At 38.0% G+C, this 15,425-nt stretch carries 17 protein-coding genes; 9 read left to right on the top strand and 8 right to left on the bottom strand.

From position 1 onward, the window contains the following. Positions 1-68 precede the first annotated feature (68 nt). Positions 69-548, top strand: a complete 480-nt coding sequence (locus PL9631_RS21430) for a globin family protein (protein WP_083623493.1) — start codon at positions 69-71, stop codon at positions 546-548. A gap of 15 nt (positions 549-563) precedes the next feature. On the opposite strand, the gene PL9631_RS21425 is transcribed toward PL9631_RS21430, so the two are convergent. From PL9631_RS21425 to PL9631_RS21405, 5 genes are all read right to left on the bottom strand, one after another. Further along, positions 564-1,727, bottom strand: coding sequence for a pentapeptide repeat-containing protein (locus PL9631_RS21425; protein ID WP_083623492.1), 1,164 nt, complete (start codon positions 1,725-1,727; stop codon positions 564-566). A gap of 162 nt (positions 1,728-1,889) precedes the next feature. Beyond that, positions 1,890-2,543: a V4R domain-containing protein gene (locus PL9631_RS21420; protein WP_083623490.1), complete on the bottom strand. Its 654-nt coding sequence runs from the start codon at positions 2,541-2,543 to the stop codon at positions 1,890-1,892. Positions 2,544-2,665: 122 nt separating this feature from the next. Further along, positions 2,666-3,127, bottom strand: a complete 462-nt coding sequence (locus tag PL9631_RS21415; protein ID WP_083623488.1) for a globin family protein — start codon at positions 3,125-3,127, stop codon at positions 2,666-2,668. Positions 3,128-3,292: 165 nt separating this feature from the next. Continuing rightward, entirely contained in the window at positions 3,293-3,556 is a 264-nt protein-coding gene (locus PL9631_RS21410; protein WP_083623486.1) for a hypothetical protein, read from the bottom strand. Next, positions 3,553-4,254, bottom strand: coding sequence for a V4R domain-containing protein (locus tag PL9631_RS21405; protein WP_083623485.1), 702 nt, complete (start codon positions 4,252-4,254; stop codon positions 3,553-3,555). The genes PL9631_RS21410 and PL9631_RS21405 overlap by 4 nt, the downstream gene beginning before the upstream one ends. A 364-nt stretch (positions 4,255-4,618) precedes the next feature. Between PL9631_RS21405 and PL9631_RS21400 the strand changes: the two genes are divergently transcribed. Continuing rightward, a complete protein-coding gene (locus PL9631_RS21400; protein ID WP_083623482.1) occupies positions 4,619-6,415 on the top strand; it encodes a caspase family protein in 1,797 nt (598 codons plus the stop codon). Between the two features lie 204 nt (positions 6,416-6,619). Here the strand turns inward: PL9631_RS21400 and msrA are convergent, their stop codons facing one another. After that, a complete protein-coding gene (msrA, locus tag PL9631_RS21395) occupies positions 6,620-7,294 on the bottom strand; it encodes a peptide-methionine (S)-S-oxide reductase MsrA (RefSeq protein WP_083623480.1) in 675 nt (224 codons plus the stop codon). A gap of 51 nt (positions 7,295-7,345) precedes the next feature. After that, positions 7,346-7,507, bottom strand: coding sequence for a hypothetical protein (locus tag PL9631_RS21390; RefSeq protein ID WP_156090652.1), 162 nt, complete (start codon positions 7,505-7,507; stop codon positions 7,346-7,348). Between the two features lie 282 nt (positions 7,508-7,789). On the opposite strand from PL9631_RS21390, the gene PL9631_RS21385 reads away from it, so the two are divergent. Together PL9631_RS21385 and PL9631_RS21380 are read left to right on the top strand one after the other, a co-directional pair. After that, positions 7,790-8,674, top strand: coding sequence for a fructosamine kinase family protein (locus PL9631_RS21385; protein ID WP_083623479.1), 885 nt, complete (start codon positions 7,790-7,792; stop codon positions 8,672-8,674). 57 nt (positions 8,675-8,731) lie between these two features. Further along, positions 8,732-10,534, top strand: a complete 1,803-nt coding sequence (locus PL9631_RS21380; RefSeq protein ID WP_083623477.1) for an EAL domain-containing response regulator — start codon at positions 8,732-8,734, stop codon at positions 10,532-10,534. 52 nt (positions 10,535-10,586) lie between these two features. Here the strand turns inward: PL9631_RS21380 and PL9631_RS21375 are convergent, their stop codons facing one another. Further along, positions 10,587-10,820: a hypothetical protein gene (locus tag PL9631_RS21375; protein ID WP_083623476.1), complete on the bottom strand. Its 234-nt coding sequence runs from the start codon at positions 10,818-10,820 to the stop codon at positions 10,587-10,589. 366 nt (positions 10,821-11,186) lie between these two features. Here PL9631_RS21375 and PL9631_RS21370 point away from each other — a divergent pair, with 366 nt between their 5' ends. The 5 genes from PL9631_RS21370 to PL9631_RS21350 all read left to right on the top strand — a co-directional run bounded on the left by PL9631_RS21370 (position 11,187) and on the right by PL9631_RS21350 (position 15,407). Continuing rightward, the gene (locus PL9631_RS21370; protein WP_197046462.1) at positions 11,187-12,452 is read left to right on the top strand and encodes an RNA-guided endonuclease InsQ/TnpB family protein; all 1,266 of its coding nucleotides are present in this window, start codon (positions 11,187-11,189) and stop codon (positions 12,450-12,452) included. 9 nt (positions 12,453-12,461) lie between these two features. Continuing rightward, positions 12,462-13,445, top strand: a complete 984-nt coding sequence (locus PL9631_RS21365) for a glycine betaine ABC transporter substrate-binding protein (RefSeq protein WP_231516808.1) — start codon at positions 12,462-12,464, stop codon at positions 13,443-13,445. Between the two features lie 44 nt (positions 13,446-13,489). Beyond that, on the top strand, positions 13,490-13,996 hold the full coding sequence (gene fraC, locus PL9631_RS21360) for a filament integrity protein FraC (protein ID WP_331281282.1): 507 nt from the start codon (positions 13,490-13,492) through the stop codon (positions 13,994-13,996). A gap of 1 nt (position 13,997) precedes the next feature. Then, positions 13,998-14,564, top strand: coding sequence for a DUF5357 family protein (locus PL9631_RS21355; RefSeq protein WP_083623471.1), 567 nt, complete (start codon positions 13,998-14,000; stop codon positions 14,562-14,564). 69 nt (positions 14,565-14,633) lie between these two features. Continuing rightward, positions 14,634-15,407, top strand: coding sequence for an ABC transporter permease (locus PL9631_RS21350; protein ID WP_083623469.1), 774 nt, complete (start codon positions 14,634-14,636; stop codon positions 15,405-15,407). The last annotated feature ends 18 nt before the right edge of the window (positions 15,408-15,425 follow it).

Below are 15,425 nucleotides of genomic sequence, written 5' to 3'. Positions count from 1 at the left end.
TTATCAGTATAAAAGTTAAAAGTTAATCAGCTTGTTTTGCTATAATAATTGCCTGGTATAATTGATTTATGTTTACTAATTTAGAACGGTTAAGTGTTGAAGTTGATGGTCGTTATGCAACACCGGAAGAACTGGATTTTTTGAAATCCTATTTCCAGACGTTTAAATATCGAATTAGCGCCTATCAAAAAATTCAAAAAAATGAATCGGTTATCATGAATCAAATTCAGAAAAAGCTAGAAAAAATGAATCCAGACATTTTTATTCAAGGTTCAGTGAATTTAAAATCAAAATGGCGTTTAGATACAATCAGAGTTTTACGGTATTCAGCGATGGCATTATTGATAGATGATCCTGAATACTTGCGACAACGCCTATTAATTTGGTTTTCGACAATTTTACAAGCTTTTCAAGTTCAAGATCTAACTCAATTAACTTGTCAAACCATGTCCGATGTAATTAAAAATTATTTAACCCCAGAGGAAAATAATATATTTTTACCTCTAATTGAACTAAATTCAAATACTTTGTGTAAAAAAAGAACGTAATAAATCCTGGGATTTTTAGGAATTATAAACTTTGCCATTCGGTAATGTAGCGCCATTTAATTGTGCGCCCTTAATTTCAGCATTGGCTAAAATGGCTCCTTTTAAAATTGCTCCTCTTAAATCAGCACCGCTTAAATTAGCTCCCATTAAATTCGCATCTGTTAAATTAGCATTACCCAGATGAGTATTTCTTAAATCGGCATTAATCAGACAAGATTTACTTAGGTTAGCAGAACTTAAATTACTGGCACTTAAGTTAGCATCCATCAGTAACGCTCCTTCTAAGTTAGCTTCACTTAAATAAGCGCCAGCTAAATTGATTCCCGTTAATAATTTTTGTCGTAAATCAATCCCACCCAAATCCGCGCCACTTAAATTAATTCCACTTAAATGAGCTCCATTTAAACAGACATTCCTGAGATAAGTTTTACTCAAATTAGCTTTACTAAGATTGGCTCCACTCAAGTTAGCTTCATTCAAATCTGCTTCTAATAAAGTCGCAGAATTGAGAAAAGCATTAGTTAAATCAGCGTGTCTTAAATTAGTTTTTAACATCTGGGCTTTGGTTAAATCAGCCCCCTTCAAATTCGCACCACTTAAATTAGCTCGGATAATGATGGCTTGACTCAAATCGGCCCCCGATAAGTCCACATCTTTCAAATTAGCCTGGGTCAAATCCGTGTTTTTCAAGATAGCCTGGCGAAGATTTGCCTTAATTAAATAGGCTTTAACTAAAGAAGCTTGAGTCAAAATTGCTTCTATGAGAATTGCCGAACTAAAATCAGCACTTTTGAGATTGCAATGGTTAAGATCAGCTTCTTGTAAATTAGCCCAATTTAGGTGAGCTCCTTCGAGGTTAACCCGACTCAAATTAGCCCCAGTTAAAATAGTCCCACTCAGACTAGCTCCACTGAGATTAGCCCCGGTTAAATTGGCTCCGGTTAAATTAGCCTTGCTAAGATTAACCAGACAGAGATGGGCTTCGCTTAAATCAGCATGACTTAAATCTGCACCAATGAGATGTGGTCGATTTTGGGGTTCTCGAAGATTAGCTAAACCCATTGTTATTGCAGTATTAGGCCGATAAGAATGGGTACTCAGAATCATACCTCGCAGACTCAGGCCCTTAAAATCCCGTTCTCCATCTCCATATCGACTCAGTAGTTCAATCGCATCCATGGGTTAAACCTAAGTTGACAGTCTCCAATGAACCCAAACGATCTCCTTTTAATATTTTTATAACTTGCTTTAATCAGTAATCGGTGTAGAGACTGAGCAAGGGCACAAGGGATAGGGGCAGATCTGTGTGAGTGATTTGTTTACCGATGACCGATTAATATTTCAGACCAGCGCTTTAAGAATCGTTTCATGATCCTTTCCTTCATCAACTAAGGCTTCGACTGATTGTAAACGATTACTCAAACCGAGAATAAATTGGTTAGACTCTGCACCCATTGACTCACAGGTTGTTTGAATACAATGGAGGTCTCGTCCAGTTAATCGACTAAAAAAAGAGCTAAAAATTCCAGCTTCCAAAAAACAAACGGGTCGGCTCCAGCCTTTGGCTACACTGGGAAAGGGAGAGTTTTTAGTAATCAGAATCAAAACTCCAGTATTAACATATTGGGTATCTAAATCAAAGGTTCCCCAACCATGGGTTTTCCAACATTGTTGCAAACATTGAATGAATTCGATCATTTCCATTTGCGCCACGGTTTTGTCATAATATTCGCTGATTTCTTCACAAAAACGCACATAAAAATTTTTCCCCCACCAGCGACCACAGTTAAATAAAACTAAACGAGTGGCTTGACCTGTTTCTTGTTCTAATCCGGTATAAATTGCTTCTAGGAAAGTTGAGGGAAGACCTAGTAGACGACCTCCCAGGCGATTTTCTAGTAACCCTAATTCCAGATCGCCTTTGACATAGGCATCATAGGCGAAATAGTTGCCTGGAAGTTGAGGTTTGGTGAGTAAATTGTTAATTTCAATCATAATTTAAGCAGGTTATATTGACGGTTGATAGTTAACCGCTAAGGGTTGTGATCAACAAACGGAGGATTTTGAACAAGGGCCTCTAAAAAAATGCTAATCAGAATCGATTAACTCTTTTTTATTCAAGGTTTTAGCAAGTAACTTTTAACTTGTTCTAGGAAGGGTTGTATAAAAACCATTGCCTTTGCCGAGAGTAATTCATTTAAACGGGTATTTAGCAACTGGTAGACTTGAGTATCAATAGCTTGACTATTATGGGCTTGAACTATACCTGATAGCCAATCAATCACTCGTCGTTGAAGGTATTCTGAATCATTTAATAACATCGCCATCGCACTATGGCGCAAAATCAGAATCCATTGTTGCAAAACCTGTTCTAAACGCTCTTGCTTTTCTTGAGGAAATATGACGGAAATTTGATCAGCAATGGGCTGAAAAATAACCACTTCTCGATCGCGAAGAAATTCATAAATTTTTAATCGTTGGGCTAAAGTTTCTGAATAGCTCTTAAAACCTAGCAATTCTTCGGTTTGAAGATAGCGATTTTCCGCTTTGACTAATAATTCATTTAATTCGGCTTGCATGGTAAACAGTTATCAGTTATCAGTAAACAGTTATCAGTTATCGGCAAACAGTCATCAGTTATCAGTTGATTAACACGAATAGTCTAAAGTATGAATTCATGCGGTAGTAGGTCTTTAATTTTAATTCCTACACTGATAACTCATAACTGATGACTGATAACTGATTTAAAATAAACCCATTAAATCTTCAATAGTGACATCAGATTCATCGGGGGTATTAGAAACAGACACGGGTACAATTGGCATAGCTCCGACCTGGGGAACTCCTTCCCAATCAATCCGTTGGAAAAAATCAGCCACGGACAGGGTTAAATTGGACTGTGACGGAGTACGATCATGATTTTCTACCCTCACGGGTGTCCCTAACCAGTTAAGATTGCCAAAAAAGTCCTGAACAGACTCACTGAGCCAACCCGGCTGATTTTTCATCGCAGCACCACTCCATCCTGTAATTTTCGTTGAATATCCCGGGCGGTAGCACCTTCATTCAACCAGAAACCCGCGGCATCGATCCGGTCTGGGTTTCCCAAAAGAAACTTACAATAGGTTTCTCCCATGGAATAACATTGCAGTTCAATACAACTTAGACTTTTTTTGACTAAATTACTAAAAAATCCGGCAAATAATCCGGCATAGATATGACAGACGGGTTTTCCCACATCCCCTAACGTCCGGGCAACGGCCGAGTCAAATAGGTTAATAAAGATACAGCCATGTTTGCGATCGCTCATGTCCACTTCCCAACGTCCCCAGCCTTGGGCGGTGAAGGGCCACCACCAAGTTTCTAAGAGAAACATCAGGTTAGACTGTCGAATACTTTGACCAAATTCGGCCTCATACCACTGCTGGAAAAAGATAGCGTCCTTAACGCCCCATTCTTTGCCAATGGTATACATGATCACCGAGGAGGCACTGCCGACTTCTTCCTCTAATCCTTCGACCAAACCGATGATAAAATCTTCACTCGTAAAGATATTTCGCATTTGATTCCAGTCTGTAACCGTACCCATGGACGGATCAAAGCTGAAAAAATCCTGAAACCGATAATGATTATGGGCTTTAGGATTACTGGTTTTGAGTGGGGATTGATGCTCAACAGGCTGTTGAGGGGCGGCGCTTAAAGCCATTAGCTGCATACTCCTTTTTAATCGACAGGGTTTAAGATTGGGATCAAATTTCTCGACTCACATTCAGCATAGAGACAATAGTGGGTTACGCCGGGATTAATTCTCGGGTTCGGAGTCAGTTGGATTTCCATGCACCTGTTGTATCTAATTTAACTCGATTCTTTGCTTTGAAGTGTTACATTTTTTGGGATTCAACCAGGGATAGGAAAATTAACACCGCTTCACCGAGCGGCGATCGGAAATTTTGGAGTTTAAAAATCTTTACCTTAGCCTGTTTATTTTTCCGTCTTGGGCTGGGTCTGTTATGATCATCAAAGGTTTTAAGTTGAATATAGCTAAACTAGGAATTTATGGGGCATAAGCGATGAAACGCCACATTTGTATTGCCATCGGCATTAATCAATACCAATATCTGCAACCTTTAAACTATGCCCAAAAGGATGCAGAAGCTATTTATGAATATTTAGTTGATGTGGCTGGGTTTCCCCGGGATCAGAGTTTATTGATCACCGATAAGTCGCCCCAAATATCGAGGATGTCCACCTATCCTGACCAAAAAAATGTTTTAGATTGGGTAGAGTCCTTCTGTAAAGAGCAACTGGGTCATGAAGATGTTCTGTGGTTTTTCTTTAGTGGTCACGGGTTTGCTAAAGATGGACAGGATTACTTGTTACCGATTGATGGTAACCCAGCCCAGTTAGAAACAACGGCAATTCCGATTCAAACGTTGTTTAACTATTTTAAAGCCGCAGCAACCGATAAAATTTTGGTATTGCTGGATATTAACCGCGCTCAGGGGGCGCACGCCGGGGAAAGTGTGGGCACTCAAACGGCTGAAATCGCTCGAAAATCACAAATTCCGACGATTTTATCTTGTCAGCCCGAACAGTTATCCCGGGAAACTTCGGCACTGCGCCAAGGATTCTTTACGGCGGTGCTATTGGAAGGGTTGAAAGCTGGACAAGGTTTAACCTTAGATTCGTTAATTAACGGACTGGAGAAACGTTTACCAGAAGTGACCGAACAACATTTAAGACCCCGACAAAAACCTGTATTTGCTGTTTATCCAGCCTCTAAACGATCACAGGTGCTTTTACCTGAAAGTCGTCAGGGGGCGATTAATTTTTCCAACGGTATTAGAGAAATAAATATGGCAACTGTGGAATCTCATCAAAATGGGGCGGCTCCCATATCGGAAGATCCTCTAAAATTCTCCCCCACCTCGGGTACAGGAAATGGAGATCGGATTTCTGTGCCAGGCGAAGCCGTCGGGCCAGGGAATTTACCCAAAAATTCTCCAACTTCTGTAATTCCGATGAACTCCCAACCGCCTGTAAGTTCAACAGAGGACACTATGACAGAAAGTTCATTTTTACAACGGTTAATTCTTTGGAGTGGAGCCACCGCGCTGGTGCTGTTGCTGGGTGTGTTTTTGACCAATAAACCAATATTTTTAGGTCAAAATACCGCTAAGTCTTCCGTTGAGACTTCAACGCTGGTTAAAACTCCCAAACCATTGCCCGCGACCACAAAACCGGAAACCACACCCCCGACTCCAACTCCTGCAAGTCCGGCTCAATTGTTAGATGAATCCAAACTCCTGTTAAAAGATGCTTCCGCTTCGGATTTTAGTAAAGCGATCGCCATCATTCGACAAATTCCGGTGGCTGATCCTGAGTACAAGCAAGCCCAAGGAGATATTGAACAGTGGAGCAAAATGATCCTGGTGATTGCCCAAGGACGCGCTCTGAGTCAAAATTTACCGGGAGCAGTGGATGCAATTAAGTTGCTCCCTGACGCCAATCCTGAGATTTATCAACAGGGGCAAAAACAGCTTGAGGAGTGGGAAGCTCAGTTAAAAATCCTAGACAATAATCAAGGAATTCTGAGCCAAGCTAAGGCTTTAATTAAGCCCGGTCAGGCTTCATCCTATAGTAATGCTATTGGTCTTGTCCAAAAAATTCCGGCGGATCAACCTGGATATTCCGAGGCTCAACAGTTGATCAATCAATGGGGAAATCAAATCTGGGAAATTGCTCAATCCCGGGCAAAGAAAAAGCAATATGTTAATGCAATTGAAGCAGCTAAGTTAGTTCCCGAAAATACATCGGCCTATGACGCGGCTCAAAAAGCGATAACTGATTGGAAAAAGAATCAGTGATCAGTGATCAGTCATCAGTAATCAGTTTAAGAGTTAATCATTTTTTAGTTGATATTTAATAATTTACAACTATTAAACACTAACTATTGACCGATAACTTCTACACTAATAACTGATGACTGAAAACTCCTAAACTGATGACTGATAACTCTTAAACTGATCACTGATAGCTCTTAAACTGATCACTGATAGCTTTTTAACTGATCACTGACAACTCTTAACCTGATCACTGATAACTGATGACTGATAACTGATTTTAGTTCCCCCTAAACCGCAGTAGCCATTGGGGTTTTTTGCTAAGTATTGTTGATGATAACTTTCGGCGTAATAATATTCCGGCGCTGGCAGAATTTCTGTGGTTATAGCTTCATAACCCCCTTGTTTGAGGGCGATTTGATAGGTGTCCCGGGAGGCTTCAGCCAATTCCCGTTGTAGCTCAGAATAAACATAAATTCCTGAACGGTATTGTGTCCCCGCATCGTTACCCTGACGCATTCCCTGAGTCGGGTTATGGCTTTCCCAAAAAACTTTCAGCAATTGTTCATAACTAATAATTTTCGGATCATAAACCACTAACACGACTTCATTATGTCCCGTTAGCCCGCTACAAACTTCTTCATAGGTGGGGTTGGGAGTAAATCCGGCACTGTAACCAACGGAGGTGCTAAACACCCCTTCCTGCTGCCAAAACCGACGTTCTGCACCCCAAAAACAACCCATGCCAAACATTGCCATTTCTAACCCGGTCGGGAAAGGAGGTTTCAGGGGATTACCATTGACATAATGTTTGTCGGGTACGGACATGACTTGTTTCCGTCCGGGTAAGGCGTCGGAAGCCGAAGGCATTTTTAGTTTTTTACCCAGTCCAAAGATGTGCATAATTGAATAGATGTGTGAAAGATAGCTTTAGATTCCTTCATATTAGCGTTTTTATCGTGGTTTTTGCTGAACTAGAAACTCGGTTTTTAAGGGTTGATGATTTATTTTTTGATGAATAGCGTTAATAATTTGTTCTTCCTCTGGGGAATTAAGGTTTTTAGAAATTACTTCTAAAGAACTAAGGCTAAAAGAAGTCTCTTGCAATTGTGGCAAGATTTTTTGCCAAGTTTGATCAGAAATTTTGGGCTAAAACAATAATAATATTAACTAAAAATCGAGTAAAATAGCGATCGCTTTCGGATTTCCTTGTTTAGCGAGTTTTAGTAAGTTAGGCTTAGGGGTTTCTGCTTCAGTCATGGTAATTATGTGGATAAAATAGGTGGGAAGATTTTAGTTTAACTAAACAATGAATTGTCTCTTAAAACCTATCATAATATTTACATAAATTTTTGAAATTTGATATAATCAGTTAGAAAAATAAAACAATTAGATATGATGTGGGATCAAATTTCTGAACAAATTAGTCAAGCTACGGGAGAACCATTTCAAATTTGCGATCGCCATTCCGTCGGTGGAGGCTGCATCAATCAAGGATATAAAATTAGTCAAGGTTCCCGTCATTATTTTATTAAACTCAATCAAATTAGTCAAGTGCAAATGTTTGAAGCCGAGGCTTTAGGGGTTAAACAAATTGGGAAAACCCATACAATTAGAGTTCCTCAAGTTATTTGTTGGGGAGGGTTAGGAAATTCCGCTTATTTAGTCTTAGAATGGCTAAATTTAGGGGGAAAAAATGACCCTTCAGCCTGGGAAGAAATGGGAAAAAACTTAGCGTTACTGCATCGCTGGACACCCCCACAGGATTATCCTGGGTTTGAAAACTTTGGCTGGGAAATCAATAATACAATTGGTTCCACACCTCAAATTAATACTTGGAAAAATAATTGGATTGAATTTTGGCAAGAACATCGAATTAACTATCAATTGAAACTGGCTAAACAGCGAGGAGGCTATTTTGAACACGAAGAAAAATTACTCACAAAAATACCAGAGTTGTTAGCGGATTATGATCCTAAACCTTCCTTAGTTCATGGAGATTTATGGGGAGGAAATGCGGCAATTTCTTCAGCAGGAGAAGCAGTAATTTTTGATCCAGCTAGTTATTTTGGAGATCGAGAAGTTGATTTAGCCATGACCGAATTATTTGGAGGGTTTCCGCCCCGTTTTTATCAGGGTTATCAGACTATTTTTCCTATAGATTCAGGTTATCAGCGACGTAAAATACTTTATAATCTTTACCATATCTTAAATCATTTTAACTTATTTGGAGGAAGCTATGGCAGACAAGCTAATCAGATGATTGAAGAAATTTTGCGCTAAACTTTAACTCAACCAGCACTGACCACTCATTTCCTTCTGTATTTATAGTTTTTTCCGATGAATGACGCTCAACCAGATAACCCACTAACTAGCATTTTGATTGTTGATGATACGCCTGATAATTTATATCTGTTATCAGCGATGTTAACAGAACAGGGGTATAATGTGCGCTGCGTAATTAATGGTTCGGCTGCGATTATGGGTGCGATTACTGACCCACCGGATTTAATTTTATTAGATATTCGGATGCCTCAAATGAGTGGGTATGAAGTTTGCAAACAGTTAAAGTCTTCAGAACGAACCCGGGATATCCCTGTGATTTTTTTAAGCGCGTTAAATGAAGTTTTTGATAAAATTCAAGCATTTGAAGTGGGCGGTTTGGACTATATTACTAAACCTTTTGAAATTCGAGAAGTTTTAGCCAGAATCAAAAATCAACTGAATTTACAAGCAGCAAAATTACAAATTCAACAATTAAATACGCAACTGGAAGAACGGGTCAAAGAACGAACTAAGGAACTAGAACAAGTTAATTTACGATTGTTGCACATGGCTTCCCATGATGCCCTAACCGGTTTACCGAATCGAGTGTTTTTTATGGAAAAATTAATGGCAGTTTTGGCCTATACTCATAACCATTTTAGTTCTCAATTTGGCGTATTATTTCTCGATTGCGATGATTTTAAAGTCGTTAATGATTCTTTAGGACATTTAGCTGGAGATCAACTCTTAAAAGCGGTGGCTCAAAGATTAGCCAATTGTATTAATCCTAATTATACTTTGGCTAGATTTGAAGGAGATGAATTTACTGTTCTTTTAGAAAAGATTGAATCGGTGGATGAAGCTACCCAATTAGCAGAAACGATTCAACACGCTTTAATGAAACCTTTTTTACTCCATCAACATGAAGTTTTTATTAATACCAGTATTGGGATTGTTTTGGGAAATTATGAGTATGAACAGCCAGAAAATTTGCTCAGGGATGCAGATACGGCAATGTATCAAGCTAAAACCCTAGGAAAAGCCCGTTATCAAGTGTTCAATCGAGAGATGCACACCCGTGCTTTAACTCGTTTACAATTAGAAAATGACCTGCGACGGGCTATTGAGCGTCAAGAATTTATTGTTTATTATCAGCCAATTATTTGCTTATCAACCGGAAGAATTAGTAGTTTTGAAGCCTTAGTTCGTTGGAAACATCCCCAACAGGGCTTAGTTTCACCGGATCATTTTATTCCCGTTGCTGAAGCCACTGGTTTAATTGTTCCCCTAGGATTTTGGGTATTAGAAAATTCCTGTCGTCAACTCAAATTCTGGCAAGAACAAGCTATTGAACGAGGGGAAGTTTTTGAGATTAGCATGAGTGTCAATTTATCTGTTAAACAGTTTTCTCAAGATAATTTAATTGAAAAAATTGATCAAGTTCTTGAGAGTTTGAAATTAGATAGTAAAAATTTAAAATTAGAAATTACAGAAAGTGCCATTATGGATAATCCTCAATTAGCCTCCGAGCTATTTGAACAACTCAAAGCTCGCAAAATTCAGTTAAGTTTAGATGACTTTGGGACGGGATATTCTTCCTTGAGTTATTTACACCAATTTCCTTTAGATATTATTAAAATTGATCGATCTTTTATTGGTAACTTAGATTCTATGGGAAAAAATTTAGAAGTCGTTCAAGCAATTCTGAATCTCGCCCATCATTTGGGGATGAGTGTGGTAGCTGAAGGAATTGAAACCCCAGAACAATTATCGTTACTGCGACTTTTGGGCTGCGAATTAGCTCAGGGGTATCTATTCGCTAAACCTTTGGATGCCGCCGCCGCAGAAACTCTGTTTTTCTCCCATCCTCAATGGTAATATATATTAATTCTTTGTATTGCCTATTCCCCTAAACACCCTAAATTTTTTGCTAAGGTAAAGATTGCCAAGCATGGGTAACTAATTCACTTAACCAAACCCGTTGTTCTCGGTTCAGCAGACTATCATCAGCCAAAACCTCAGCTTTAAGATCTTCTAAAGATTGTTGACGCGAACGTGCAATTTTAACCACTCCAGCGAGTGCTGTTACTACTAACTCATCGGTAACAGGTTGTTGTCGCAGAGCCATCATTTCTTGGGGACTGGTGGGAATGGGATAATTCATATATCAGTAATTAGTGATCAGTGGGCCAGAAGTGGGCGAATCTTTTATGATTTGTCAGTGTAAGAGTTGATCAGTTATGGGTCAACAATAAACAGTATAGAAGATCGGAGTTAATCAACGGATTTACAATAACCGTATTCTACATCCCACGTCTTTCAAGCGTGGGATGTAGAATACCCGCCTTTAGGCGGAGTGAAGGTTAATGAGAGTTTTGGTTTGCAATATATTTCTTGATAGTTTCACTCTTATACAGAGCCAGCCGTCCCACAATAATAGCTCCGACTCCACAAAGAAGGCAGTTCAATTAATATTGAGAAAATTCTTTTATCAATATTAATTGAACAATTTTATGTTATCATGGTTAACATGGTACAAATAACTCGGACGATTAAATTGAAATTCGTGGATCTCAACCGTTGTAAAGCTCAGATGTTTGAGCAAATGACGGCAGAAAACACACGGATTGCCAATAACCTGTTGTCATTGCCGATTAAAGAACGGCGTAAAATGACAACAGCTAAAATCATGTCCGAGTTAAAATCTGCCCTGGTTAACCAAGTTATCCGACATACCACATCCCCCACGGGTCGTAAAACTAAACAATATAAAGTTCTTCCTGTGGAAGTCAACAACCAAAACTGGAAGTTAACTCAAAAAGGAAATACTTATTCAATTAGTTTCCCGACTCTTAAAGGTGAAAAAAGAATCCCTATTGAAGTTGCATCCGCTCACTGGCAAACCATTTTAGATGGATTATTAGAGGGAACAATTCAAGGGGGATCTTTTAAGTTAATTAAACATAGAAATAAGTGGTATGTCTATCTGTCAATCACTGAGGATGTTCCAGAAGTTAAGACAGAGAAAACATTAGGATGTGACCGAGGGCAGAATAATTTAGCGGTAGTTGCACCAAAAGAAGGTTTTGGCAAATTCTTTAATGGTCACAGCGTTAAGCATCGGAGACGTTATTTTCAACAACGAAGAAAACAACTTCAAGAAGCTAAAAAGTTTCGAGCCTTAAAGAAATGGGACAAGAAAGAACGACGATGGATGGATGCAATTAACCATACCGTCAGTCGCCGAATTGTTCGTTTTGCTGAATACCATAATGCTAATGTTGTGATTGAGGATTTGGAAGGTTGTCGTAAAACCATGAAACAGAGCAAGAAATCTCGTTCTGATTCTGGTCAATCTCGACATAATTGGTCTTATTATTCTTTGGAACAAAAACTTAATTATAAGTTAGCTCTTAAAGGATTGAAGTTAATCAAAAGACCTGCACCGTATACTTCTAAATCTTGTTCAACTTGTGGTGTTATTGGCAAAAGAAATCGACATGATTTCAATTGCCCTAACGGTCACTACCATAATTCCGATCTTAATGCTGCACGAAACCTATCTCAATGGGACGGGTTTTCATGTGATTTGAACCTAGAGAGAGATGCTTCTGTAATGGATTCATCCGGTTTAAATCATGGGGTGCTTGGCACACCCGGTGAACTCGGTGAATACAGTCAAACAAGAGGTATGTTCAACTATCTCTGTTTGACTGGGCTAGATACGAGAATCCCACCCCTACGCTACGCTAAGGGGTGGGAGTGTCAAGTTAAACTAATCAATCAATTGCTTTGATCAAAATTTATGCAACATCCGGTTAAGTCAAATTATCAACCTAAATATTCCATGGACGATAAAATAGAATTTCCCCCAGAAACCTTATCCCCCTACCAAACCCTTCGCAGGCGAGGAAAAAAAATTGTTACATTTTTGGGGTTATGGTTAGGGATTGTAGCCAGTTTAAGTAGTTGTGTTTCCCGTTCTCCTGAAATTGTGATTTGTGCTAAAAATTTTACTGAACAATTGATTTTAGGGGAAATTCTAGCACAAAAAATTGAAACCCAAACGGATATTCAGGTCAAACGACGATTTAATTTAGCGGGGGAACTTTGCCACCAGGCTCTAGTTGCAGGTCAAGTGGATTTATATGTTGAGTATACGGGAACGGCATTTACCAATATTTTGAAACAAAAACCGATTAGTGATCCAAAAGCAGTTTTTAATCGGTTAAAATCTGATTATGCTGAAAAATATAATCTGATTTGGATGCCTCCTTTGGGATTTAACAATAGCTTTGCTATGGTGGTACGCCAGGATGATGCTAAACAATTTAACTGGAAAAAGTTTTCTGATTTAGTTCCTGATAGTCCTAAAATTCGCTTCGGTTCGGGATATGAATTCGGAGAACGAGAAGATGGATTATCCGGCTTAACTAAGGTCTATAATCTTAAATTTTCTGAACCCGTGAAAACCATGGATTTAGGTTTAATTTATCAAGCACTCGCCCAAAAACAAGTAGATTTAGTCGCAGGTTCCACAACAGATGCTTTAATTGATGTCTTAGGGTTAGTGATCTTAGAAGATGATAAAAACTATTTTCCCCCCTATGAAGCTGCCCCCATTATTCGCCAGGAAACCCTCAACCAATATCCCCAATTAGATGGGGTGTTACAACAGTTATCGGGTAAAATTTCCGCCGAGAAAATGCGAGAATTAAATTATCAGGTTGATGGCAAAAAACGACAATATCAAGAGGTAGTTCAAGAATTTCTCCAATCTAATCCTTAATTATTGATTATATCTAGTTTTTCCCCATTCCCCATCCTCCATATATGCCAATCAAGACTATATTAAGGGTCATTTTATTAAGAGTTATTCGGTTTTTAATCTCGATTACTATGGAAGCCTGGATTTTTAAAAAAAGTTTCAATATATCTCCAAAATTGAGTGTACAGTATACAATGGCTCTCAATTTATTGGCAGGTGCTTGTGAATGGATTATTTTTTTAAATGCAGAATTAATATTTCCCGCAGAAGCTCGAAATGAATTAATTAGTTATCTGCTGTTTGAAGAATTTGAAACTACCTCTTTTATCGTGTTTTTATTAACTGGTTTTAATTTTACTTTATTACTATTAATTAAATGGATTGGCTTACAAATTTTAGAATTTTTATCCAGTGGAGATATATATAAAATTAGTCATGTCTTTTCGGGAAATCAAGAAGAAAAGATTAAAATTTCAGAACAATACAAGGAGTTTAGAGTGGTATTAGTAGCCCATACGTTAAGTTATTCTTTATTTTTATTCTTAGTATTTACATTATTTATTTTTAAATGAAATGAAAAATCTAGTTAATTTTTTGAATATCATTAAACCGACTCATCCCCTAGATTGGAGAACATTTTTATTGATAAGTATTGGTATTTGGGCTATTTCTCTTTTCGTAACTAATGATGATTATAACAGAAATAATTTGGCTTTGCTTAGTTTATTGAGCCTGACTATTTCTATTGGAATAAGAACCAATGACCCCCCTTTTGTCCTGGGACGAGTTTCTTTAAGTCCTTGGATTACTGCGGCTTTATTATGTTTAATAATTCATCAAAAAACAGGTATCAATAGACCGGATTTTGCTATAAAAGCCTGGCCAATTGTCGCAGTTTGTTTAGTCTTTATTATGGAATTTATTCGAGATAAATTTAAAATTCAATCTTCCCCTCCTTTGGTTCGGATGGGGTTTCTGATTGTTTTGCTGATTCATATTAATTTTTATTGCTGGATCGAGTTTTCTATACGAGCAGAAAAATGGTTACAAAGAGATCCCAATATTCTTCCTAACCCGGAGACTTTACAACCAAATTCTGTTAAAATGAACCCAGTGTTTCCATCCTATTTCTTTCTCTAAAGGAACCAGAAATCAGGAAATTGCTAATACTCTATCAACCCCAATCATAATACTAACCGGAAAATTAAAATGAATTTTAACAGAGTTTTTACCATTGCCAGCAACGTTTTTTTAGAAGTTGTTCGCGATCGCATTCTTTATATTATCGGTCTTTTTGTATTATTTTTAATGGGTTCTATTCGTTTACTCCCAGAAGTTTCCGCCGGACTAGAAAACAAAATTACCTTAGATTTTGGCATCGCCATGATTAGTTTATTAGGCTTACTAATTACAGTTTTTGTAAGTGCTAATCTAATCAACAAAGAAATCGATAAAAAAACCGTTTATTTGTTAGTTTCTAAACCCGTTAGTCCGGCGGAACTGATTATCGGAAAACATTTTGGAATCTCGGCTTTTATTGCAGTTTTAATCTTAGTTATGACCCTATTATTTTTTGGGATTCTCAGTTTTAATAAAATTTCCTATCCTTTTGCCAGTCTTAGTATTGCTTTTGTATTTATGTGGCTACAACTCTCTTTAATTGCAGCAGTCGGTATTTTATTAGGAGTCTTTACCAGTTCCCTACTCGCCAGTTTATTAACCCTGGGTGTGTATGCCATGGGAAGTCTAAGTCGTGACTTACTTGCATTAGGAAAAATTAGCGAAAATCCCACCTTAGAACAGATCATGAAAACCACTTATATCATTTTACCAGACTTAGCACGACTGGATCTAAAAAATGAAGCGGTTTATGGTTATCTCCCCTCATCTTCATTATTAATAACTAATGGAATTTATGCTATCCTTTATATGGTTATTGTATTATCCCTGTCTATTGCAATTTTTGGGCAGAGAGAATTTTAGTTAAATTAGATAATTAGG

It is taken from the genome of Planktothrix paucivesiculata PCC 9631, from assembly GCF_900009265.2.
Classification (GTDB): domain Bacteria; phylum Cyanobacteriota; class Cyanobacteriia; order Cyanobacteriales; family Microcoleaceae; genus Planktothrix; species Planktothrix paucivesiculata.
This window is presented reverse-complemented; position numbering and strand designations above follow the sequence as displayed.

What these genes read in the sequence shown, in the direction of transcription:
- PL9631_RS21430 (WP_083623493.1), top strand. Translation starts at nt 69, where the DNA reads ATGTTTACTAATTTAGAACGGTTAAGTGTTGAAGTTGATGGTCGTTAT.
- PL9631_RS21425 (WP_083623492.1), bottom strand. Translation starts at nt 1,727, where the DNA reads ATGGATGCGATTGAACTACTGAGTCGATATGGAGATGGAGAACGGGAT.
- PL9631_RS21420 (WP_083623490.1), bottom strand. Translation starts at nt 2,543, where the DNA reads ATGATTGAAATTAACAATTTACTCACCAAACCTCAACTTCCAGGCAAC.
- PL9631_RS21415 (WP_083623488.1), bottom strand. Translation starts at nt 3,127, where the DNA reads ATGCAAGCCGAATTAAATGAATTATTAGTCAAAGCGGAAAATCGCTAT.
- PL9631_RS21410 (WP_083623486.1), bottom strand. Translation starts at nt 3,556, where the DNA reads ATGAAAAATCAGCCGGGTTGGCTCAGTGAGTCTGTTCAGGACTTTTTT.
- PL9631_RS21405 (WP_083623485.1), bottom strand. Translation starts at nt 4,254, where the DNA reads ATGGCTTTAAGCGCCGCCCCTCAACAGCCTGTTGAGCATCAATCCCCA.
- PL9631_RS21400 (WP_083623482.1), top strand. Translation starts at nt 4,619, where the DNA reads ATGAAACGCCACATTTGTATTGCCATCGGCATTAATCAATACCAATAT.
- msrA (WP_083623480.1), bottom strand. Translation starts at nt 7,294, where the DNA reads ATGCACATCTTTGGACTGGGTAAAAAACTAAAAATGCCTTCGGCTTCC.
- PL9631_RS21385 (WP_083623479.1), top strand. Translation starts at nt 7,790, where the DNA reads ATGTGGGATCAAATTTCTGAACAAATTAGTCAAGCTACGGGAGAACCA.
- PL9631_RS21380 (WP_083623477.1), top strand. Translation starts at nt 8,732, where the DNA reads ATGAATGACGCTCAACCAGATAACCCACTAACTAGCATTTTGATTGTT.
- PL9631_RS21375 (WP_083623476.1), bottom strand. Translation starts at nt 10,820, where the DNA reads ATGAATTATCCCATTCCCACCAGTCCCCAAGAAATGATGGCTCTGCGA.
- PL9631_RS21370 (WP_197046462.1), top strand. Translation starts at nt 11,187, where the DNA reads ATGGTACAAATAACTCGGACGATTAAATTGAAATTCGTGGATCTCAAC.
- PL9631_RS21365 (WP_231516808.1), top strand. Translation starts at nt 12,462, where the DNA reads ATGCAACATCCGGTTAAGTCAAATTATCAACCTAAATATTCCATGGAC.
- fraC (WP_331281282.1), top strand. Translation starts at nt 13,490, where the DNA reads ATGCCAATCAAGACTATATTAAGGGTCATTTTATTAAGAGTTATTCGG.
- PL9631_RS21355 (WP_083623471.1), top strand. Translation starts at nt 13,998, where the DNA reads ATGAAAAATCTAGTTAATTTTTTGAATATCATTAAACCGACTCATCCC.
- PL9631_RS21350 (WP_083623469.1), top strand. Translation starts at nt 14,634, where the DNA reads ATGAATTTTAACAGAGTTTTTACCATTGCCAGCAACGTTTTTTTAGAA.